The sequence below is a fragment of the Bradyrhizobium sp. MOS002 genome (genome assembly GCF_003020115.1).
Lineage (GTDB): Bacteria > Pseudomonadota > Alphaproteobacteria > Rhizobiales > Xanthobacteraceae > Bradyrhizobium.
This window is the reverse complement of the sequence record NZ_PYFX01000007.1, coordinates 310,094-330,101: the sequence shown is the minus strand read 5'-3', so window position 1 is coordinate 330,101 and position 20,008 is coordinate 310,094. Positions and strand designations below refer to the sequence as shown.

At 64.8% G+C, this 20,008-nt stretch carries 23 protein-coding genes and 3 tRNA genes; 9 read left to right on the top strand and 17 right to left on the bottom strand.

From position 1 onward, the window contains the following. Positions 1-317 precede the first annotated feature (317 nt). The 4 genes from C7G41_RS39025 to C7G41_RS23045 form a co-directional block, all read right to left on the bottom strand. Entirely contained in the window at positions 318-530 is a 213-nt protein-coding gene (locus C7G41_RS39025; RefSeq protein ID WP_158268025.1) for a DUF2934 domain-containing protein, read from the bottom strand. Between the two features lie 142 nt (positions 531-672). After that, a tRNA-Gly gene (locus C7G41_RS23055) sits at positions 673-746 on the bottom strand. A 355-nt stretch (positions 747-1,101) separates the two neighbouring features. Next, complete coding sequence (locus C7G41_RS23050; protein ID WP_106944656.1) at positions 1,102-1,305, bottom strand: hypothetical protein; 204 nt, start codon at positions 1,303-1,305, stop codon at positions 1,102-1,104. A 29-nt stretch (positions 1,306-1,334) separates the two neighbouring features. Beyond that, positions 1,335-1,544 carry a hypothetical protein gene (locus tag C7G41_RS23045; protein ID WP_245446632.1) on the bottom strand — a complete coding sequence of 70 codons (210 nt, stop codon included), beginning with the start codon at positions 1,542-1,544 and terminating at the stop codon, positions 1,335-1,337. 166 nt (positions 1,545-1,710) lie between these two features. On the opposite strand from C7G41_RS23045, the gene C7G41_RS23040 reads away from it, so the two are divergent. Beyond that, positions 1,711-2,097 (top strand): YciI family protein, encoded by a 387-nt coding sequence (locus C7G41_RS23040; RefSeq protein ID WP_106944655.1) that lies wholly within the window; start codon positions 1,711-1,713, stop codon positions 2,095-2,097. A 9-nt stretch (positions 2,098-2,106) separates the two neighbouring features. On the opposite strand, the gene C7G41_RS23035 is transcribed toward C7G41_RS23040, so the two are convergent. Continuing rightward, the gene (locus C7G41_RS23035; RefSeq protein WP_106944654.1) at positions 2,107-2,697 is read right to left on the bottom strand and encodes a TMEM175 family protein; all 591 of its coding nucleotides are present in this window, start codon (positions 2,695-2,697) and stop codon (positions 2,107-2,109) included. Positions 2,698-2,826: 129 nt separating this feature from the next. On the opposite strand from C7G41_RS23035, the gene C7G41_RS23030 reads away from it, so the two are divergent. Further along, positions 2,827-4,884: an ATP-dependent helicase gene (locus tag C7G41_RS23030; RefSeq protein WP_106944653.1), complete on the top strand. Its 2,058-nt coding sequence runs from the start codon at positions 2,827-2,829 to the stop codon at positions 4,882-4,884. Here C7G41_RS23030 and C7G41_RS23025 read toward each other — a convergent pair. From C7G41_RS23025 to C7G41_RS23015, 3 genes are read right to left on the bottom strand one after another with little or no spacing between them, the layout of a single operon-like run. Beyond that, positions 4,881-6,128, bottom strand: a complete 1,248-nt coding sequence (locus tag C7G41_RS23025; protein ID WP_106944652.1) for an amidohydrolase family protein — start codon at positions 6,126-6,128, stop codon at positions 4,881-4,883. The two genes, C7G41_RS23030 and C7G41_RS23025, sit on opposite strands and share 4 nt — an antisense overlap. Before the next feature lie 17 nt (positions 6,129-6,145). Continuing rightward, positions 6,146-6,643 carry a GAF domain-containing protein gene (locus C7G41_RS23020; protein ID WP_106944651.1) on the bottom strand — a complete coding sequence of 166 codons (498 nt, stop codon included), beginning with the start codon at positions 6,641-6,643 and terminating at the stop codon, positions 6,146-6,148. Continuing rightward, positions 6,640-7,998 carry an MFS transporter gene (locus C7G41_RS23015; protein ID WP_106944650.1) on the bottom strand — a complete coding sequence of 453 codons (1,359 nt, stop codon included), beginning with the start codon at positions 7,996-7,998 and terminating at the stop codon, positions 6,640-6,642. Before C7G41_RS23015 ends, C7G41_RS23020 begins: the two co-directional genes overlap by 4 nt. A gap of 106 nt (positions 7,999-8,104) precedes the next feature. Here C7G41_RS23015 and C7G41_RS23010 point away from each other — a divergent pair, with 106 nt between their 5' ends. Next, positions 8,105-9,034 (top strand): LysR family transcriptional regulator, encoded by a 930-nt coding sequence (locus C7G41_RS23010; RefSeq protein WP_106944649.1) that lies wholly within the window; start codon positions 8,105-8,107, stop codon positions 9,032-9,034. Positions 9,035-9,190: 156 nt separating this feature from the next. Further along, positions 9,191-10,222 carry an LLM class flavin-dependent oxidoreductase gene (locus C7G41_RS23005; RefSeq protein WP_106944648.1) on the top strand — a complete coding sequence of 344 codons (1,032 nt, stop codon included), beginning with the start codon at positions 9,191-9,193 and terminating at the stop codon, positions 10,220-10,222. A gap of 120 nt (positions 10,223-10,342) precedes the next feature. Here C7G41_RS23005 and C7G41_RS23000 read toward each other — a convergent pair. Continuing rightward, a tRNA-Tyr gene (locus C7G41_RS23000) sits at positions 10,343-10,428 on the bottom strand. Between the two features lie 205 nt (positions 10,429-10,633). On the opposite strand from C7G41_RS23000, the gene rlmB reads away from it, so the two are divergent. After that, positions 10,634-11,464 carry a 23S rRNA (guanosine(2251)-2'-O)-methyltransferase RlmB gene (gene rlmB, locus C7G41_RS22995; RefSeq protein WP_199198553.1) on the top strand — a complete coding sequence of 277 codons (831 nt, stop codon included), beginning with the start codon at positions 10,634-10,636 and terminating at the stop codon, positions 11,462-11,464. 161 nt (positions 11,465-11,625) lie between these two features. On the opposite strand, the gene C7G41_RS22990 is transcribed toward rlmB, so the two are convergent. Both C7G41_RS22990 and C7G41_RS22985 read right to left on the bottom strand, forming a co-directional pair. After that, on the bottom strand, positions 11,626-12,162 hold the full coding sequence (locus C7G41_RS22990; protein WP_106944646.1) for a hypothetical protein: 537 nt from the start codon (positions 12,160-12,162) through the stop codon (positions 11,626-11,628). A 43-nt stretch (positions 12,163-12,205) separates the two neighbouring features. Continuing rightward, positions 12,206-12,691, bottom strand: coding sequence for a hypothetical protein (locus tag C7G41_RS22985; RefSeq protein WP_106944684.1), 486 nt, complete (start codon positions 12,689-12,691; stop codon positions 12,206-12,208). Between the two features lie 283 nt (positions 12,692-12,974). Between C7G41_RS22985 and C7G41_RS22980 the strand changes: the two genes are divergently transcribed. Together C7G41_RS22980 and C7G41_RS22975 are read left to right on the top strand one after the other, a co-directional pair. Next, complete coding sequence (locus C7G41_RS22980; protein WP_106944645.1) at positions 12,975-13,484, top strand: hypothetical protein; 510 nt, start codon at positions 12,975-12,977, stop codon at positions 13,482-13,484. A 165-nt stretch (positions 13,485-13,649) separates the two neighbouring features. Continuing rightward, positions 13,650-13,724: transfer RNA gene (locus C7G41_RS22975), tRNA-Thr, on the top strand. A gap of 17 nt (positions 13,725-13,741) precedes the next feature. Here the strand turns inward: C7G41_RS22975 and C7G41_RS22970 are convergent. The 4 genes from C7G41_RS22970 to C7G41_RS37915 all read right to left on the bottom strand — a co-directional run bounded on the left by C7G41_RS22970 (position 13,742) and on the right by C7G41_RS37915 (position 17,441). Further along, positions 13,742-14,155, bottom strand: a complete 414-nt coding sequence (locus C7G41_RS22970; RefSeq protein ID WP_106944644.1) for a GFA family protein — start codon at positions 14,153-14,155, stop codon at positions 13,742-13,744. 58 nt (positions 14,156-14,213) lie between these two features. Beyond that, complete coding sequence (locus tag C7G41_RS22965; RefSeq protein WP_106944643.1) at positions 14,214-14,897, bottom strand: class I SAM-dependent methyltransferase; 684 nt, start codon at positions 14,895-14,897, stop codon at positions 14,214-14,216. A gap of 255 nt (positions 14,898-15,152) precedes the next feature. Beyond that, complete coding sequence (locus C7G41_RS22960; protein ID WP_106944642.1) at positions 15,153-16,850, bottom strand: methyl-accepting chemotaxis protein; 1,698 nt, start codon at positions 16,848-16,850, stop codon at positions 15,153-15,155. Positions 16,851-17,276: 426 nt separating this feature from the next. Further along, positions 17,277-17,441, bottom strand: coding sequence for a hypothetical protein (locus C7G41_RS37915; RefSeq protein WP_199198552.1), 165 nt, complete (start codon positions 17,439-17,441; stop codon positions 17,277-17,279). 101 nt (positions 17,442-17,542) lie between these two features. On the opposite strand from C7G41_RS37915, the gene C7G41_RS22950 reads away from it, so the two are divergent. Together C7G41_RS22950 and C7G41_RS22945 are read left to right on the top strand one after the other, a co-directional pair. Further along, positions 17,543-17,920, top strand: coding sequence for a hypothetical protein (locus C7G41_RS22950; RefSeq protein ID WP_106944640.1), 378 nt, complete (start codon positions 17,543-17,545; stop codon positions 17,918-17,920). 300 nt (positions 17,921-18,220) lie between these two features. After that, a complete protein-coding gene (locus tag C7G41_RS22945; RefSeq protein ID WP_106944639.1) occupies positions 18,221-18,475 on the top strand; it encodes a hypothetical protein in 255 nt (84 codons plus the stop codon). Between the two features lie 48 nt (positions 18,476-18,523). On the opposite strand, the gene C7G41_RS38800 is transcribed toward C7G41_RS22945, so the two are convergent. Both C7G41_RS38800 and C7G41_RS22935 read right to left on the bottom strand, forming a co-directional pair. Then, complete coding sequence (locus C7G41_RS38800) at positions 18,524-18,766, bottom strand: hypothetical protein (RefSeq protein WP_106944638.1); 243 nt, start codon at positions 18,764-18,766, stop codon at positions 18,524-18,526. A gap of 252 nt (positions 18,767-19,018) precedes the next feature. Further along, entirely contained in the window at positions 19,019-19,726 is a 708-nt protein-coding gene (locus C7G41_RS22935) for an outer membrane protein (protein ID WP_199198551.1), read from the bottom strand. Positions 19,727-20,008 lie beyond the last annotated feature (282 nt).

Here is a 20,008-nt window from a genome sequence, read left to right as displayed (position 1 = left end):
TCACTCGACGATCGGTTACCTCAGCCCTGTTGAGTTCGAGCGCAAGGTGGGATTAGCTTAACCCGCTGTCCATCAAACCGGCAGCAGCTCACAGAACCTTCGTTTACTTGAGCAGCTTTGTCCGGATGATCCGGGCTACATTCAATCATGGATCAGGAAGTTCGACCGGCAGAACGGGATCGAACCTGAAGCTCCTGCGAAGTCTCGCCGGGAGCGAGGTGTTGCGTCACCCAAGAAGGCCAGGCGCGGCGACCGAACCAATTGAGCTCGGGGTTGCCTGCGCTCGGCGCCGGTCGCTAAGGCCAAGAAGCGTTGGGCTAGGCAGCTCGCCGCTTTTTCCGGGGAGCGCTCGCCTTGGCCTTCAACTTACCGCTCCCGGTATTCGACAAGCGAGCCACACCTCCGAGTGCAGCTGCAAGGACTTCGCGCTGAGCATCTAGCCAATGCATCTCGGCCTTACCGTGCTCACAGCCGTTTTCAACCCACAGCTGGTACGCCCGTTCGCGAATGTTTTGCTCCAGATCAGACATCGTGCTCCTCCGATTTCGGAGCGGCATCCTGCCGGTAGACGGTTAACAACATTTCAAGCCGGCGTATGGAACAAGGCTGTCCGTCGCTTGCCTGGCTATGAGAGTTCGTCCCGACATCTGCTATCAGCAGCTTTGAAAGCATTGGAGCGGGTGAAGGGAATCGAACCCTCGTATTCAGCTTGGAAGGCTGCTGCTCTACCATTGAGCTACACCCGCGACAGGGGCTCCCTAACACGGTCGGGCGGCGGTCTCAACTACCCAGGATCAACTGCCCAATTGAGGACTTTCCGGCGCCGCCCGGCCTTGCGAACGGCCGCTGGTTCCTCCCGACCCGCCTCCCCTTAACAACACCGGAATTGCCGCCTATATTGAAATCTTCCGCAACCAACGAAAGGAGGTGATCCAGTGTCTCTTACCAAGCGCTGTCACCTCGCTGGGATCGCCCGCTAAGCTTTGAAGAAAGGCTTGGCATCGGGGCGCTCTCAGCCCTGGACCAGCGAGCAAGAATCGGGCGCGACGGGGCCTCCCCGCCGCGCCTTTTCTTTTGGAATCATGAGGGCGGCTCGACGGCTCAGGTCGTGCGAAGCCGCTCCCGCAGCGCTACCGCGGCGATCAACAGCCCGACGCACCAGGCCATGGCCGCCCGCGGCGGCTCGCTGCCGAGCAGCACAGTGAAGATGCCCGCAAGCAGACATGGCGCGATCGCCTTGCCGGACCTGCTCGCGAGCGAGAGCAGGAACGGCATCGCGGCGATCGATATCTGCACGACGTTCATGGTCACAGGATGTTTCGCAAGCGTTGGGCTTAGAAACCGCAAACGCTCATTGCGCGCGGGCGCTTGCCGCGCCTGCTTTCGACGATGCGCTCGCCGCCGCTCTCGGCCGAGCTGCCGTAATAGCGGTGGTGGCCGCTCTGGTCATGCAGATCCGCAGCGTCCGACTTTCCCGCCCGACGCGCGTCGCAGATGATCTTGATGGTCGACATGGCCGCCTCCGAAGTGTTCTTGGTGGCCATCAGTCGCGCCGCATTCGGGCTGCGTTCACACCTTTCGGCCGCAATCGGGTTTCGGGAAGGTTTCGTCGCCGGACCCGCGACGCAATATTTTCTCCAGCCCCATTGTCGGCCGCGACGGTGGTGATACGTCCTTTGGACGCGCGCAGCGAAAATCAACGAGGTGACGATGCTTTACGCCATCCTGGCCTATCACGTGGAAGACGAGATCTTGTCCTGGACGCCCGAGAAGGACGCCGCGGTCGTGGCCAAAGTCATCGAGGTTCAGGCGCCCCTCCGAGCAAGCGGACATTTCGGCCCGGCCGCCCGCCTGGATGGGACGCGAAAGGCCCGCACCTTGCGTGGCCCCGGCGCGGGCGTGGTGCTGGACGGCCCGTTTGCCGAGACCAAGGAGCAGCTTCTGGGCTTCCACCTCGTCGAATACGACACGGATGAGGAGGCCATCGCGGCCGCGCGGACGCTGCGCCAGGTCAATCCGTCCGCGGTCTATGAAATCCGCCCGGTCAAGCTTTACGTGCCGGCCGACGGGTTCGGCGCGCCGCCCTCCGGCGAATGAACGGCAAGCCTATGTGTTCGGCCCGGTCGGCCCGACATAGAAGCGCCGGATCAGCAGGCCGCCGAAGGCGATGAACCACACGAACGGCGCGACTTGCGGCGCGAACGTCGCAACGACCGTGCCCGGGATAAACACCAGCAGCGGAAACAGCGAGGCCATGATCTCGTGGCGCCAGCCGCCCAGGATCCTCCACCACAGCCAGGCATTGAGGCCGGCGATCGCAGTCAGGTGCAGCCCGTACAGCACGGCGACCGCACTGCTCATGGGGTAGTTGGTGTAGAGGCCGTTGGTCACCGGCAGCAGCACGATCGACAGCAGGAAGAACAGATTGAGGATCACCGCGCCGCGGCTGCCGACGGGCTGGCGCGCCAGCCGCCGGTGATGACTGATCCAGAACACGCCGGCGATGATGAAGCTGAGCGCGAGACCCGCGAGCTTGCCGGAATAGACCCGGGCGAGATCGTTCCAGTCGGGCGCGCTGGTGAAGACCGCGGCCCTGGGCAGGTCGTAGGCGAGCAGCGTCATGGCGACGCCAAAGATGGTGTTGCTGAGCGATTCCAGCCGCCGCATCTCGAACTGGTCGGATTTGAGCTCGGTCATGCCGGGGGGCGCGCTTTTCGGAATGGAACCTGGGGCCGTCTTGTCCCTAGGTCTTAACATCGGTCCCGTCCAGACGCATTGCGATTCGCAGCGGGATCGCCGACTCTGGCTGTTTCACCGGGGCGATTCGTGGCGACATATCTGGACACGCTCAATGCGGAGCAGCGCCGCGCCGTGGAGCATGGCGTGGCCGATGGCGCGACCGTGGGCGGGCCCCTGCTCGTCATCGCCGGTGCGGGCTCCGGCAAGACCAATACGCTGGCCCATCGCGTCGCGCACCTGATCGTCGCCGGCAGCGATCCGCGCCGCATCCTTTTGATGACGTTCTCGCGCCGCGCCGCGGCCGAGATGGCCGGCCGGGTCGAGCGCATCGCCCGAAAAGTGCTCGGCGAGAACAATGCCGCGATCATGCGCGACGCGCTCGCCTGGGCCGGCACCTTCCACGGCATCGGCGCACGGCTGCTGCGCGAATATGCCGAGCGGATCGGTGTCGATCCTGCCTTCACCATCCACGACCGCGAGGATTCCGCCGACCTGATGAACCTGGTCCGGCACGAGCGCGGATTGTCGAAGACGGAGAGCCGCTTTCCCGCCAAAGGCACCTGCCTGTCGATCTACTCCCGCTGCGTCAATGCCGAGATGGAGATCGAGAAGGTGTTGGGGGCGCACTATCCCTGGTGCGCAGGCTGGGCGGCCGAGCTGAAGGGCCTGTTCGCGGCCTATGTCGAGGCCAAGCAGGCCCAGCACGTGCTCGATTACGACGACCTCCTGCTCTACTGGTCGCAGATGATGAGCGATGCGACGATCGCGGACGAAATCGGCGGCCGCTTCGATCATGTACTGGTCGATGAATATCAGGACACCAACCGCCTGCAATCCTCGATCCTGCTGGCGCTGAAGCCGGACGGACGCGGCCTGACCGTCGTCGGCGACGACGCGCAGTCGATCTATTCGTTCCGCGCCGCCACTGTCCGCAACATCCTGGATTTTCCGCAGAGCTTCTCGCCCCGCGCCGAGATGATCACGCTCGACCGCAATTACCGCTCGACGCAACCGGTGCTGGCGGCGGCCAACGGCGTCATCGGCCTGGCCCGCGAGCGCTTCACAAAGAACCTCTGGACCGACCGCGCCGCCACGCAAAAACCACAGCTCGTCACCGTGCACGACGAGGCCGACCAGGCCCGTTACATCGTCGAGGAGGTGCTGGCCAACCGCGAGCAAGGCGCGCTGTTGAAGCACCAGGCGGTGCTGTTCCGGACGTCCTCGCATTCGGGCCCGCTCGAGATCGAGCTCACCCGCCGCAACATTCCCTTCGTCAAGTTCGGCGGGCTCAAGTTTCTCGACGCCGCGCATGTCAAGGACGTGCTGGCGCTGCTGCGCTTCACCGAGAATCCGCGCGACCGCGTCGCCGGCTTTCGCATCCTGCATCTGTTGCCGGGCATCGGACCTGCGACGGCGCAGCGTGTGCTCGACCAGATGGCGGAGAGCTCCGATCCGCTCGCCGCGCTCGGCCAGCTCCCGGTGCCGCCGCGCACCGGCGCGGACTGGACCGGCTTCGTCCGCACCATCGAAAATTTGCGCTATTCGGAATGGCCGACCGATCTCGAACGCGTGCGGCTCTGGTACGAACCGCATCTCGATCGCCTGCACGAGGATTCGGAAACGCGCCGCGCCGATCTGATGCAGCTCGAGCAGATCGCAAGCGGCTACGCCTCGCGCGAGAAATTCCTGACCGAGCTCACGCTCGACCCGCCGGACGCGACCAGCGACAAATCCGGGCCACCCTTGCGCGACGAGGACTATCTGATCCTCTCGACCATCCACTCGGCAAAGGGCCAGGAGTGGAAATCGGTCTTCGTGCTCAACGTCGTCGACGGCTGCATGCCGTCGGATCTCGGCGCCGGCACCAGCGCCGAGCTCGAGGAGGAACGCCGCCTGCTCTATGTCGCGATGACGCGCGCCAAGGACGATCTGCACCTGGTAGTGCCGCAGCGCTTCTTCACCCATGGCCAGGCCGCCAAGGGCGATCGCCACGTCTACGCCTCGCGCACCCGCTTCATCCCCGAGCAGCTCGTCTATCTGTTCGAGCGCACCGCCTGGCCGAAGGCCGCCGCCGGCGCGGCCCGCACGGCCGCGCAGGGCCCGAAGGTCGACATCGGGGCGCGGATGCGGGGAATGTGGCGCTAGGCGCCCAGCCGGTCGAACTGGACCTTGCCTGCCTTCATCACCAGCGGAATGTGCTCGCCCTGGCCGAGCAGGCAGGCCACGTCGCGGAGCGGATTGCCGTCGACCACCAGCAGGTCCGCAATGGATTCGGGCATGATGCGACCGAGCTTGCCCTCCATGCCGAGCACCTCGGCGCCGACCAATGTCGCACTGGCGATGACGGCGCGCGGCCCGAGAATTTCGGCGCGGATGCGGAATTCGTCGCTCTGCAGACGCTGCGACGGCCCGAGCAGGTCGCTGCCGAACCCCATCTTCACGCCGGCGTCGCGGTAGATCGTGAGCGAACGCAGGCCGGCGTCGCGGACATCGGCGATCTTGGCAACGCTCTCGGGCGGCAGGCCATATTGGGCGCCCTCGTTGGCCAGCGCCTCGTAGGTGACGAGCGTCGGCACCACATAGGCGCCCTTCTCGGCCATCAGCTGCGCGGTCGGAGCATCGACCAGGTTGCCGTGCTCGATGGTGCGTACCCCGCAGCGCACGGCGCGTTCGATCGCGGCAGCGGTGTAGGCGTGGGCCAGCACATAAGTCTGACGCCCGCGCGCCTCCTCGACGATGGCGCGGATCTCGTCCTCGGAGTAGCCGAAGGCACCGACCGGATCGGTCGGCGAAGCGACGCCGCCGGAAGCCATGATCTTGATCTGGTCCGCCCCCATCTGCAGCTCCTCGCGCGCCGCCCTGCGCACACCGTCGACACCATCGGCAACGCGTGCCAGCGCGCCGACACGCACGCAGCAGGGGCACGGTGCGTCGCTGGCGAGGTAGTCCGAGCGGGCCCGCATGTCGCCGTGCCCGCCGGTCTGGCTGAGCGCGCGTCCCGAGACGAACAGCCGCGGACCGTCGGTGAGACCGGTCTCGATCGCCTGCTTCAGTGCGTGGCCGGCGCCGCCGGCGTCGCGCACGGTGGTGAAGCCCCGCCGCAACATGCCGCGCAGCAGCAGGGTCGAGCGCAGCGTCACCAGCACGTTCGGCATGTGTACCTGCTGCGCCAGATTGAGCTCGACGGCGATCGCATGCACATGCAGGTCGATCAGGCCGGGCATCAGCGTCTTGCCCTTGAGATCGACGGTGCGGTCGGCTTCCACCTGGAGCGGCCGATCGGAGACCTCCTTGATCAGATTGTCCTCGACCAGCACGTGATGTCCCTCCAGGAGGTCCGCCTGAAGCGGATCGAGCAGAGCGGCGTTCTTGAAGAGCACACGGGACATGACGACTTCCTGTCTTATCAGGACTGGGTGAGCAGCGCGGGCAAGGCCAGCTGGGCGAATGGAAGGCACGCAGCGACATCGTCCTCGCCGTACCAGCCTGCCTCATGGAGCAGATTGAGCGAGCCGAGCGTGCGCCCGCGCCAGCGCACGGGCATGTTGAGCACGCTTTCGCAGCCGAGCGAAGCGATCAGCTCGTGATCGGAAAACACCTCGCGCAGATCGTCCCGGGTGCGGCCGATATAGGCCTCGCCGCGGTCGAGCACGGCCTCGGTCCACGGCCCCTGCGCCAGGCGCTTGCGTCCGCCCGCCGGGTAAGGTCCGGCGAGATTGGAATACACGCGCGCTGCTTCCCTTGTGTCGTCGTCATAGGTCAGGATCGTGAACAGCTTATGCCCGATCGCCGATTTCAAGGCCTCGTCCAGCGCCGAGAACAGAGCCTCGGGCTGATCCGCCCCGCCCTGCGCGGCCGCCACGGCGCAGAGCAACGGATCGGACCGGCGTTTCGTCTCCCTCATGCGACTTCACCCGCCGCAATCTCTTCCAGCGAACGGCCGCGCGTCGGCACGCCCATCACCACCACGGTGAGCGCACCGATCAGCAGCACACTTGTGGTCAAGCCGAACACGCCGGCGAAGCCGAAATTGGGATAGAGATAGCCGACCAGGATCGGCGAGACGATCGCACCGATGCGGCCGATCGCGGAGGCGAGCCCGGCGCCGGTGGTTCTGACCGCCGTCGGAAATACCTCGGCGGTATAGGCATAAACGCCCGCATAGGTGCCGTTCATGAAGAAGGACAGCAAAATTCCCGCCACCATGATGTGCTGGTCGCTCTGCGCGAAAGCAAGCCCGAGCGCGCTGGCGCCGCCGAGCACCATGTAGGAGGCGATCGTCGCCTGTCGGCCGATGCGCTCGTTGAAATACGCGGCGCTGAAATAGCCGGGAATCTGCGCGCAGTAGATCGCGATCGAATAGGCGAAGCTCTTGGTGATGCTCATGCCGTTCTGGACCAGAAGGCCGGGGATCCAGACGAAGAAGGAATAGTAGCTGAACGTGATCGCAAGCCACATGATCCAGGTCATGATGGTGATGCGCGCCTGACGGCCGGCGAGGAGCGCGGCGAAATTGGCAAGCAGCGTCCCACCAGTCCCGGCAGGCGCCGTGGCTTCGACGACCGGTTGCGGCAGGACATGGCCTCGGCTCGCAAAGCCGGCCTCGATCCTGTCCAGCACGGCTTCGGCTTCCTTCTCCCGGCCCCGGCTTTCCAGCCAGCGCGGCGATTCCGGCAGCGCCCTGCGCCACCACAGCAGCATGACGACCGGCACCGCGGTGATCACCAGAACGATGCGCCACCCGTTCTCAGAGGCGGGCACGATGAAATAGCCGAGCAAGGCTGCCGCGACGAAACCGAAGGAGAAAAATCCGGCCAGCGCGCCCGTGAAACTGCCCCGGTAGCGCCGCGCCACGAACTCGGCGAGATAAGGCGCGATGATCGCGCTTTCGGCGCCGGTCCCCATGCCCGCGACGACGCGTGCGGCGAAGAAGGACGACCAGTCGTCCGCCGCTGCGCTGACGATGGATGCGACGCAGTAGAGCGCCAGCGCCGACATCATCACCGCACGACGGCCTATCAGGTCACCCAGCGTGCCCGCCAGCAGCGCGCCGAACAGGAAGCCGATATAGGTGCTGCTGCCGAGCACGCCGATCTGGATGCTCGACAGATTCCAGGTCGTGCGCAGCACCGGCAGGATGAACGCCAGCACGGCCGCGTCCATCGCGTCGAACATGTAGCCGAGCCCGCCCATCAGCAGCAGATGCGTGTGGAAGCGCGCAAATGGAAGGCGCTCGATGCGCGCCGAAATCATCGACATGAAAGTCCCCTCTGTCTGGCGGCCCGGCACTCCGCTCTTTCCCGAGGGAACCATAGACAAGGAGATATTATCGTCATAATTTATAATCATGATCTAGTACATCACTATGGTGAATGTTCTGTCGTTCCGAACGCTCGACCTCAACCTGCTGAAAGTCTTCGAGGCCCTGATGACCGAGGGCAGCGTCACGCGGGCCGCCAACGCGCTTCTGATGACGCAGCCGGCGGTCAGCAACGCGCTCGCACGCCTGCGCGATTCGCTCGGCGATCCCCTGTTCGTCAGGTCCGGCACCGGCATCCGTCCGACCCAGCGCGCCGTGGTGCTGTGGGAGCCGATCGGCGAAGCGCTTGAAACCGTTCGCGGCGCGCTCGACGAGCAGGTGTTCGATCCGCGCCGTGCGCAGACCGAGTTCAGCCTGTCGATGTCGGATTACGTCGCCTCGCTGGTGATGCCGAACCTGCTGAACCATTTCGGCAGTGTCGCGCCGAAGGCACGAATCCATACCGTCCCCAACACCGTTGTGGAGATCGCCGACCAGCTCGAAGACAATCGCGTTGATTGCGTGCTCAGCGTCTATGTCAACGAGGCGCAGCAGCCGGCCGCCATCCGCTCGCGCTCGCTGTGGACCGTCGACTACGCCTGCTTCATGCGGCGCGGTCATCCCCTCGCGGCGGTGAAGCGGCTGAGCACGCGCAGCTTCCTCAACGCGGGTCATGTCGATGTGAGCCTCGCCGGCAAGACCTTGCCGTCCTACGACCTCTTCCTCGCATCGCGCGGCCTGTCGCGCAACCTGGTCGCGACCGTCAATCACTACAGCGCCGCCTACGAGGTCGTGCGCCAGTCCGACCTGATCGCCGTGCTGCCGAGCGATTTGCGCTCGCAATCCCGGCACGCGCCGTTCCTGCACGCGATGCCGCTTCCGCTCAAGGCCCCGCCCCGCATCGTCAGCCTGTTCTGGCACCAGCGCAACGACACCGTGCCAGCGCAGCGCTGGCTGCGCGAGACCCTGGTCGAGATGTTCGCCAGGTCCGACTGAAGCCGCGGGCGGCGAGACCCGACACCATGAAAAAGCGGAAACAATGGGTTTCTCGAAGCAGCATTGTTGCACCGGTCGCCACTGCTTACCTCCAACCCAAAGAAATCCCCTCACCCAGTGACAGGCGCACAAGCCGCGCCCGCAGAGACCTCATCAATGACCGCACCGCTTGAATTCGGACTGGACACGTTTGGCGACGTCACGAGGGACGCCTCCGGCGCAATGCTTCCGCACGCGCAGGTGATCCGCAACGTCGTCGACGAGGCAGTGCTGGCCGACGACCTCGGCCTCGACTTCATCGGCCTCGGCGAACATCACCGCGCCGACTTCGCGATCTCCTCCCCTGAGACCGTGCTGGCCGCCATCGCGTCGCGGACCAAGCGCATCCATCTCGGCTCGGCCGTGACGGTGCTGAGCTCGGACGATCCGATCCGCGTCTTCCAGCGCTTCGCGACGCTCGACGCGCTCTCGAACGGGCGCGCCGAGGTGATCCTCGGCCGCGGCTCGTTCACCGAATCTTTTCCGCTGTTCGGCTTCGACCTGCGGGCTTACGAAGCTCTGTTCGAAGAGAAGCTCGATCTGTTCGCTGCACTGCTGTCGCAGAAGCCGCTGACCTGGGAAGGCAAGCTGCGTCCGCCCCTGAAGGATCAGCTGGTCTATCCCCCGGTCGAGAACGGCACGTTGAAGACCTGGATCGGCGTCGGCGGCAGTCCGCAATCGGTGGTGCGCGCGGCGCATTACGACCTGCCCTTGATGCTCGCGATCATCGGCGGCGATCCCGCGCGCTTCGCGCCCTTCCTCGATCTCTATCATCGCGCGTTTAGGGAGTTCGGCCGCCCGGCACAGCCGATCGGTGTGCACTCGCCCGGCTATGTCGCCGAGACCGACGAACAGGCGCGCGAAGAGCTATGGCCCGACTACAAGGCGATGCGCGACCGCATCGGCAAGGAACGCGGCTGGCCACCGATGGGCCGCGACGAGTTCGTGAACGAGGCCGAGCACGGTTCGCTCTATGTCGGCTCGCCGGAGACGGTCGCGCGCAAGATCGCCAAGACGGCAAAGGCACTCGGCATTTCGCGCTTTCAGCTGAAGTATTCGGCGGGCCCGCTGCCGCACGAGAAGCTGATGAAGAGCATCGAGCTCTATGGGCGGAAGGTGGTGCCGATGGTGCGGGAGATGATGGGGTGACTTGCGCGCTGCGAAAGCTGCCCTGCGCCTTTAGGCTACGGAGCGGTAGCCTTCGTTAGCTTCGCGTGATGCTGATCTGGGCTGGCTTGCCCAGCCGTAGCTCGCGAAGCGAGCGAAGGATGGTGGGGGAAGAAGGACTCGAACCTTCGAAGTCATAAGACGGCTGATTTACAGTCAGCTCCCTTTGCCACTCGGGACACTCCCCCGTTTGACGGCAGCACAATCGGGCCGGACCTTTCCGGCGACCGAAGACGGCCATGAAACAAGAAGCCGCAACAGCCCGGATGGGGACGCGACCGGGCGCGGTTATCGGCGAAGCGATGGGGTAAAGTCAACCGAGGCGAACAGCTAAAATCGCCCCCGAAGCCACCCAAATTGCCATATTCCGGAACCCGTGACACAAGCGAGCCCATGAAGGATCGAAAATTCAACCCGAGGGGGCCCCGCGGCGGGTCTAAGCCCTTCAACAGGCCCGGAAAATCGGCCGGTCGCCCGGCCCGGCGCGATCGCGACTCGGACACCGACGGGCCTGTCATCCTCTATGGCTGGCACACCGTCACCATGGCGCTCGCCAACCCCCAGCGGCAGATCCGCAAGCTGACGCTGACCGAGAACGCTGCAAGGCGTCTGGCGGACGAGAACATCGCAATGCCGGTCACGCCCGAGATCGTCCGGCCCCAGGAGATCGACCGGCTGCTGTCGCCCGACGCCGTGCACCAGGGCCTGCTCGCCGAGGCCGATCCCCTGCCTTCGCCCGACATCGAGGATCTGGAGCAGGACGGCATGGTGCTGGTGCTCGACCAGATCACCGATCCGCACAATGTCGGCGCCATCCTGCGCTCGGCGGCGGCCTTCGCGGTGAAGGCGATCGTCACCACCGCGCGTCACAGTCCGGAAGCGACCGGCGTGCTGGCCAAGGCCGCCTCCGGCGCGCTGGAGCTGGTCCCGATGGTGACGGTGCAAAACCTCGCCCGCGCACTGACCACGCTGAACGAGCTCGGCTTCCAGACCGTCGGGCTGGACAGTGAAGGCAGCGCGGATCTCTCCGAGGTCACCCTGCGCGAACCGCTCGCGCTGGTGCTGGGCGCGGAAGGCAAGGGCCTGCGGCAATTGACACGCGAGACCTGCAGCGTCGTGGCGCGGCTCGACATGCCCGGACAGATCAAGAGCCTCAACGTCTCGAATGCCGCCGTGCTCTCGCTCTATGTCGGCGCCAGCCGGCTCGGGCTGATGAAGCGCTAGAGAGCGTTTTCGAGCGGAGGGGATACCGGTTCGAGTAAAGAAAACGCGTCAAAATAAACGCTAGAGCCGCGTTCCGATTTCATCGGAACATGGCTCCGACAAAACAAAACGCCCGTCCGCATCGCGCAGACGGGCGTTTCGTCGGTTCAACCGATCAGAGATCAGTAGTAGCGGCGCAGCGCGCGATGGCCGCCGTAATAGGGAGCGGCGCGATGAGCGTAGCCGTAGCGCGGGCCGTAGCCATAGTGCGTGCGCGGCAGATAGCCGGCGCGCGGGCCGTAGCCGTAGCGATACGGACGATAGTAAGGACGATGATAGGCGCCGGTTGCGACCGCGGCGGCACCATAACCGTAGCCGTTTCCGTAGCCATAGCCATTTCCATAGCGATGGCCGTAGCCGTAATTGGCGGGCGCAACCACCGCGTCTTCACGGTAGGTCGGATACGGCGCGAAGGCGCCCGGGCCGGTGTAGGTCGGGCCCTGGTTGACGTGATAATACTGCGTGGTGGGCTCGGCGAGACGCTCATAGGCGCCGTAGCCATAGCCGTAGCCGGCCCCATAGCCACCGCAGCCGGTGTTGCAGCCGGAATAGACCGGCGCGACCGGCTGGCACGGATTGAAGCCGCAGGCAGCGGCGGGCGCGGTAGCGACGAACATCGCGGCAGCCGCCGCGACCAGTCCCGAAATCATCTGACGCATTACTCTCTCCTGTTGATTTTCGTTTTTTGGATTTTGTCGTTTCTTAACCCGGCGGCCTGCCGGGTATCTCTGCACGCGGCCGCGGTCGAGGACGCCGCGGATAGTCGTTGATGTCAGGCGCGAGGATCACCGGCGGCGGATTGACCGGCACGTCCATCTGCGGCGGCAGCGGCGCCGATTGCGCGCCCCAGCTCTGGTAATAACTCTCGGCGGGCTTCGGCAATTTGCGGTTCGCAGGCGGCTCGACCTCGAGCCGGCCATAGCCGGGCCGCAGGCCCAGCGTCGGGTAGTAATGGCCGACGTCGCTGGGCTGGCGCTCGGCGACATAGCGCCCGCCATAGATCGTGGGCTGCACCTGGACGTTTTTCCCCAGGCCCCAGGTCCCCTCGATCACGGTATAGGACGCGTCGATATTGTTGATGATGATCGGCACGCCCGGCCGGCCGGGAACGACGATATCGAAGCCGCCGCCGGCAAACGCCGTCGCGGGCAGTCCGATCAGAAAGGCAGCGAGCGCCACAGCGCGCATGAGGAGATCCCATTTGTCCGGCGACAACCTACCCGATGGCGACGCAGAGAGGGTTAAGGCCCTCTCACCAATTGCCGGTAAGCCTAATGTGTAAGGATTGCGCGCCACTCAAATGCTGCAAGGCGAACTAGCGAAGCATTAACGTCGCCGGATCCTGCAGTCCGGAACCATGGCGCGTGCTCACTTCCGTTTGACTATCGTTGACGAAAATCCGCCGGTTTCAGCGGAACGTCCGGCGTCCTCGGCGTTTAGCCCCCGTCAACAAAACGGGAGCCAAACAATCATGAACATCAAACTTCTCGGAGCCACGGCGATTGCGGCGACCCTGGTGGCAGGCTCTGCCATGGCGCAGGCCGTGATCACCAATCCCGGCCGTTGCGCGGCGCAATTCCCCAACGCCAACTGCCAGAACGTCGGACCGGGAAATCCGTACACCGATAGCGGCTATCGGCATCGTCGCGTGTCCTATCGCCAGACCAACAACGGCGATTGGAATACCGACTGGAACAGGAGCCGCACCGGCTTCTGGCCAACCGACGTCGCCGCTGGCGCGGTCGGAACAGCCGCTGGCGTGGCCGGCGCAGCCATCGGGACTGCAGGCGCCATCGCAACCGCCCCGTTCCGTGCCACGAACGACGCCTACGCCTACGATAATGGCTGGGATAATTCGTGGAATAATTCTTGGGACAACCGCGGCTGGGACACCCGCAGCTACGCCCAGCGCAACGGCTTCGTCTGCACGCCCGGCACCTGGTTCAAGGGCGACGACGGCCGCCGGCACATCTGCCAGTAAGGCCGTTTGAACCGAATGCGACAGATCAGGCGGCCTTCGGGCCGCCTGATTCATGTCTGCATCGAGGATCGCGGGTTCTGGCACTTTCCGGTCAAGTCTGGTATTGCGCCCGCATGGGCGGACAGCCCCGGCATACGCCGGCCCTGCCCCGCTTCTCCAGGCGTCGCCGGCTTAGCTCAGCGGTAGAGCAGCGGTTTTGTAAACCGAAGGTCGGGGGTTCAATCCCCTCAGCCGGCACCAGCTTTTGAGCGCAACGCTCATGTCGAATGCTTCGTCGCGCTGCTTTGCCGGAAGTGCTCAACGCTAGGGATTTCCACCCAGGCATGTTTCGACCGCTCGAAAACCGACTTGATCGGAGCTGGGAAATTTGGAGCCGCGATCGCGCCGACGGCAACGCCGATCATCGCCGGCAGATTGTCGGCCTTCCAGTAGACCGTCGAACCGCACTCAGGACAAAAATAGCTGCGGACGTTGCCGCCGCTTGCGGCTGTCCGGACGTATTCCTTCGACGTCCCCGAGATCGTGACGGCCTCCGCCGGATAGAACGCGCCGACACCGAACGGCGCGCCCGTTCGACGCTGGCAGTCGACGCAATGACAGGCGACGACGAGGCTGGATGGTCCTGGAAGCGACAGCGCGAGAGCGCCGCACCTGCATTGGGCATTGATCATCGCGATCCACTCCTCCCTCGTTGGTCCTGCAGTTCGGATGAAGCGCAGCGCTATCCCGCTACAATTGATCGAGCTGCCACAGCCCGAGGCTCTTGTCGCGCCAGCCGCCGCCGCCCTCCTCGCAGCGCTCGTTGATCAGCTCGCAAGGGGCCGGCCAGTTGAACGGCGCCCTCTCCATGTTCAAGGCGCGCCAGTCGCCGTCCTCGCAATCGCGATTGCCGTCCCATTCGGGAAACGTCGTGACCAGCAGGAAATCCGCGCCGCTGGCGCGAAAGTTCGCGACGGCGCGGACGATGTTGTGAAAACTCAAATGGACCAGACAATCCCGGCAAAGAATGACGTCGGCTTTCGGCAGCGCATCGCGCGTGATGTCGGCAACGCGGAAGCGGCCGACGAGTTCTCCGCGGGCCGCGCGCTCGCTGTTGGCCGCGATCAGCGACGGCACGATATCGATGCCGGTATAGTCGATCTCGAGCTTCATGCGGCCGATCCAGCCCGCGTCGCCACAGGGCGCATCGAGCAGCGAGCGCGCGCCGAGCCGTTGCAGCAGTGCAGGAAGCGCCTCGCCGATCGCGGCGGTCGCGGGGTCCTCGGAGCCGAGGCCCGACACCGAGCTGGCCGCGCCCCACAGGTTGGTCTGCTCGATCCGCTCGAACCGCGCGGCGAGATCGAGGCCCGCGAAATTATCGCGGTCGGCGGCGAACCGCTCATGGGCGAGCACGGGTGGACGCTTGGAGATCATGGGCGGGATGTGAATTCCGGCGCAGCCGCACTATACAGGCAAAGCGAGCGGTCCGAAATGGTCCGCAAGCGAACCTGCTTACATCATCTGTCGCGTCCCGCCCCCATGCGCTCCACCACAACCAAAGAGAAGGCCAGGATCGCCGCCGGCGCGGCGGCGGCCGTCGTCATGACGGCCGTGCTGTTCGCATTCGCCATGGGATTTCTGCTGGCGCGATGAGTGCGCGGCGCGGCGGACGAAAGCCGCCGCGCTGACTTAGGCGGCGCGCACCGTGCGGAGGAATTTTCCGACTTCATCCTTCAGCCGGTTGCTGTCGGTCGCCAGCATCTTGGCGGTGGAAAGCACTTGCGAGGAGGCCGAGCCGGTCTCGGCCGCACCGCGCTGCACGTCGGCGATGTTGGCGGAGACCTGCTGGGTGCCGTGGGCGGCCTGCTGCACGTTGCGCGAGATCTCCTGGGTCGCGGCGCCCTGCTCCTCGACCGCCGCGGCGATAGTCGAGGACACTTCCGACAGCCGCTCGATCGTCGCGGAGATGTCGCGGATCGCGTTGACGGATTCCTGGGTCGCGGTCTGGATGCCGGAAATCTGCTGGCTGATCTCTCCGGTCGCTTTCGCGGTCTGCTCGGCCAGCGTCTTCACCTCGGAGGCGACGACCGCGAAGCCGCGGCCGGCCTCGCCGGCACGTGCCGCCTCGATCGTGGCGTTGAGCGCCAGAAGGTTGGTCTGGCCGGCAATGGTGTTGATCAGCTCGACGACGTCGCCGATGCGCGTCGCCGCAACCGAGAGTTCGCTGACGCGCACCGTCGTGGTACGGGCCTGGGTGACGGCCTCGCCCGCCATCCGCGCGGATTCCTGCACCTGCCGGCTGATCTCGTTGACCGAGGAGGACAGCTCCTCCGTGGCGGTCGCAACCGACTGCACGTTGCCCGTGGCTTCACCCGAGGCAACCGCGACGACCGAGGTCAGCTCCTGCGCGCGCTGCGCGGTGGTGGCCAGCGTCGAGGACGACGCTTCGAGCTCGGTGGACGCCGAGCCTACCGTCTCGATAATCTCGCCGACCGCGCGCTCAAAGCCGTCGGCAAGGTTGACCATGTCGCGCTTGCGCTGATCGGCGGCCTGCTTCTCAATTTCGACCTGCGAAGCCTTGAGGCGCTCGACCTCGATCCCGTTGGTTTTGAAGATTTCGACCGTCTTCGCCATGTCGCCGATCTCGTCGCGCCGGTCCTTCTCGGGCACCTCGGTCTTGAGGTCGTTGCGGGCAAGGCCCTCCATGGCGAGCTTAAGGCGGGCGATCGGCCGGGACATCGCCGTGAGGCCGATGAACAGTGCGATCGCGATACCCAGGATCAGGCCACCGGCGCTGACGCCGATCACGGTCCAGGTCGCGGATTTGGCGTCGCGGTTGATGGCGTCCTTGCGCTTGGCGACCGCCTGTGCGGTCTCGCCCACGAACTGGGCAATGCGCCCCAGAGCCGCATCCATCACCGGATCGCACTCCTTGTGCGCACGTTCGGCTGCCTTGGCATTCTCTTCGGGGCTGCTTGCCAGCGAGCCTGCCTTCAGCACCGGATCGCAGCCGGCGAACACGGCTTTCAACTGGTCGCCGATGCTCTTGATCTGGCTCGCACGCGCCTGATCATCCTGCTCCGCCGCCTCCAGGAATTGACGGATCTCGTCGCGGTTCTGGGTCGCGGTCTTGAGGCGGTTGGCGTTGCCCGCCTCCGTCGCCTCGGTGAAGACCGCATAGAGCGCTGCATGATAGGTCTCTGCGCGGCGCTGGGCCCGCGTCAGGTTGAGCGCCGAGGATTGCGCGGCGGAGAGCTCGGCGAAGCCGTCGACCGTCGCCGAGAGTTCGCGCGTGCCAAAGCCCGCGACGGCGACCATGGCAAAGCCCATCACGGCCACGATCAGCGCGACCTTCCACACGATTTTCAGATTGTTCAAAACGCTCATTGCAGCCGCCCCAATGATTTTCCGATGCATATTCCCAGCACCGTGCATTGGAACCGCCTGGCGTTAAGAATTTGATGCTAATTGTCCAGGGGCCTTACGGAAAACTAACCATTTAGGCTTCCGCCGTAAGCTTCGTGTAAGCTTCAGCCTGTTCCGCGACGCGAGCCAGGGTGTGGAAAGCCGGAACCGGTCGCTGGCCTCGACGGTTGTCGGCCCATGCGCATCAGAGAAGAAAACCGAAACATAGTTCTGCTGGCGACGGTGACGCTGTGCTGTGGCGTCTTGGCCGGAGCAATTGCGCTGTTCGAACCGGCTCCGGCAAGGCAGCAGGCCGAACGAGCAGCGATGAACGTGACCGCTCCGACGCCGGTTCGGGTGGTCGGGGCTCCGTTCGAGCCCAACCTCAATCCGCGGGAGCGCTAGCCCTCACCCCGGCGAGACGTCAGCGCCCTCCCCGGGACGGTGTTTGGCGCGTGCCAATTCTTCAACGAAGGCGATCACCTCCGCCCGTTTGTCGGGCGGCAGCGACAGGAACGCGCGGATGAGCCTCAAGCCCTGCGCTTCGGCTGAATGGTCTGCTTTGGCATCCATCCCCCACTGTCGGCCGACCGGGAAAAATATGCAATCTCCGCCCAGCACCTTCTTGATTCGGCCGGCCAGCTTTGCTGGAATAGCCTCAACAGGGGTGCACCATGAAGTGGATCGCGGAACGCGACGCGCTGATTGCGCAGACAATGGCTTTCGTCCAATCGGTAACCGGCAAGAAGGATGCCTTGCATCCACCGGAGAGCCCGATGGCGACAGCGGCCGCGTCGGTGCAGATCGTGCCCGTCAACACCGTCGTCGAGACCGGGCCACTTCAGGCCGCTCCGCCGACGCAGCCCTTACCTCTCCCGCCGCCGCGGGCGGCGAGCCACGACGTCCGCACCGAGATGCAGGCCCGCATCGCCAATTTCCGCAAGCATCAGGAGCGGTTCGAGCGCGAGCGTGAGGAATATTGCGCGGCCACCCTGACCAAACTGCGCGCCGCCATCCGCGACGCCTCTCCCCGTCGACCGGCTGAAAAGTAAAGCCGGCCCATCGCGGGCTACAGCCAGGACCACACCAGCCAGAGATTGGCCGCGCAGGCGCCGAACAGGGCCAGCGTGAGGGGCAGCAGCATGTGCCCGCAAGAGGTTTTCAGGTCGGTCGTCATGGCCGAAAACATCCCCTGATTCCGCCAAATGAGTCCCGGGGATTCTTTTTTTCGGGATTCAGGACTCGTTAAGGACTCAGGCCCCGGCGACTTCGATCACGGCCGCGTGACCGACCGGCCGAGTGGAACCCCTCCCCCCGGAAAGTCGTTAACGCGCTATCCGGGAGCGGGAAGAATGCCCTACGCCCTATTCTGCAACGACGCCCAAATCAGCAAGGCCTATCCTGATGAGTCCGACGTCTGGAGGCTCGCGCAGCGGAGTGGCCTCGTCGTGGACGTCTCTGCGGATGACAACCGCCCGGGGCCACGCCGGGTGCTCGACAACGATTACGAGATCAAGCCGTGCCGGGCCGCACAGGGCGAGGACCCAGCCCTGAACAAGGCCGAGGCCGATCGCCAGGCCAGGATGGAGCTCGAGCTGAATTCGTAAGGTCCGGCCGGAAGCCGGGACGTCAGAGCTCAGGAAAATCTCAGGAAATCAGGGCGTCGCGGTCGCGAGCGAGGCCTGTTCGCCCGCCAGAGCCACGCAGGCCTTCCGGCGATGCAGCCCACGGATCGCGCCGGTGACCTTCAGCACCTTGCCGGAAGAGCACGAGGCATCCTTGACGAAGGCCACCTCATAGGGTGCTAGCATCAGAGGCTCGGATTTGAGGATTGTTTGGGCAGCGCACGGCAAACTGACGAAACACGAGAGCACCACTGCCGACACCAAGTTACGCATGTCCGTCGTCCCACCAGCCCGGTAATTGTCATATAACGCGTTCCGGCGCGCGAGTTCCGTAATCCGCAAAAATTATTTTTGCTTTACCCGAGCTCCATGACGCGCGTGAGAAAGCGCCCACCGGATCATTTGCTTGCAAATGACGCGCCAGATGGTTGACGCAACGCAAACAGAAGGCCGGCAAGCGAGGGCCCGGCAAACGAAAGGCCGGCGGGAGCCGGCCTTTGTCAGATCGTGGTCGTTGGTGGCGCGTCAGTAGCGCGAGGCTGCCGGACCGCCCCAGCCAAAGCGGTAGTTCACGCCGACCTTGACGGTATGCTCGTCGTCCCGTCCGCGCACGCCGACGACGTCGACCGGACCGGAGGTGATCGTCGTGCTGCCGAAGTTGTAATACTGGTACTCGGCCTTGGCCGACCAATTTGGCGCGAACATGTATTCGAGGCCAGCGCCAACCGTATAGCCGTCCTTGCTGTTGCCGGTGGCGGTGAAGGGCTGCGGGACGCCGGCGATGTTGACGCCAAGGCCGCCGTTGCGCCAGGCATAACCGCCCTTGGCGTAGAGCAGCGCCGGTCCCCAGGTGTAGCCGATGCGACCGGTCACTGAGCCAAGCTGGTCGGTATTGGAGGTCACCTGCGTTCCGAACGGGAACGTGGCACCGCCGTTGTTCGTCGGCAGCCAGGAATACTGCGCCTCGACACCCATGACCCAATTAGGCGCGAACTGATAGTCGAAGCCGCCCTGGACACCGCCCAGGAACCGCGCGTCGCTCGACTGGAAGCTGCTGTCGCCCGCAAAGGCGCCGCCGACATGGCCGCCGATGTAGAAACCGGTCCAGTTGTAGATCACCTGCGGCGGCGTGTAGGCCGGAGCCTTGGTGTAGGTGCGCGCCTGCATGTCGGCTGCGGCGGCCGGCGCGGCCAGCGCGAGCAGAGCGACTGCGCCCAGCAAAATCCTCTTCATGATCATCCCCGTTCTTTCAATTGCGACACTCAGGAAACAACGTGGCGTGAATTGGGTTGCTTCGCGGCGATGCCGGAACGTTGATCGTTCGTAACTGTGACGCAGCGGCAACAACGCGATTTTGTTCCGTCAAATGTCCCTTTGGCCGCTGCTTTCTTCACCAGCGCGGACAAGACCTGCCGTAACAATTTGTCGCAAGGAAAAACCACCCCGTTCAAAGCTCGCCGAAATGTGATCCAGCAGCTCCGGCGGGCTCCCTTGTACCATCCGGCGATGAAGGCG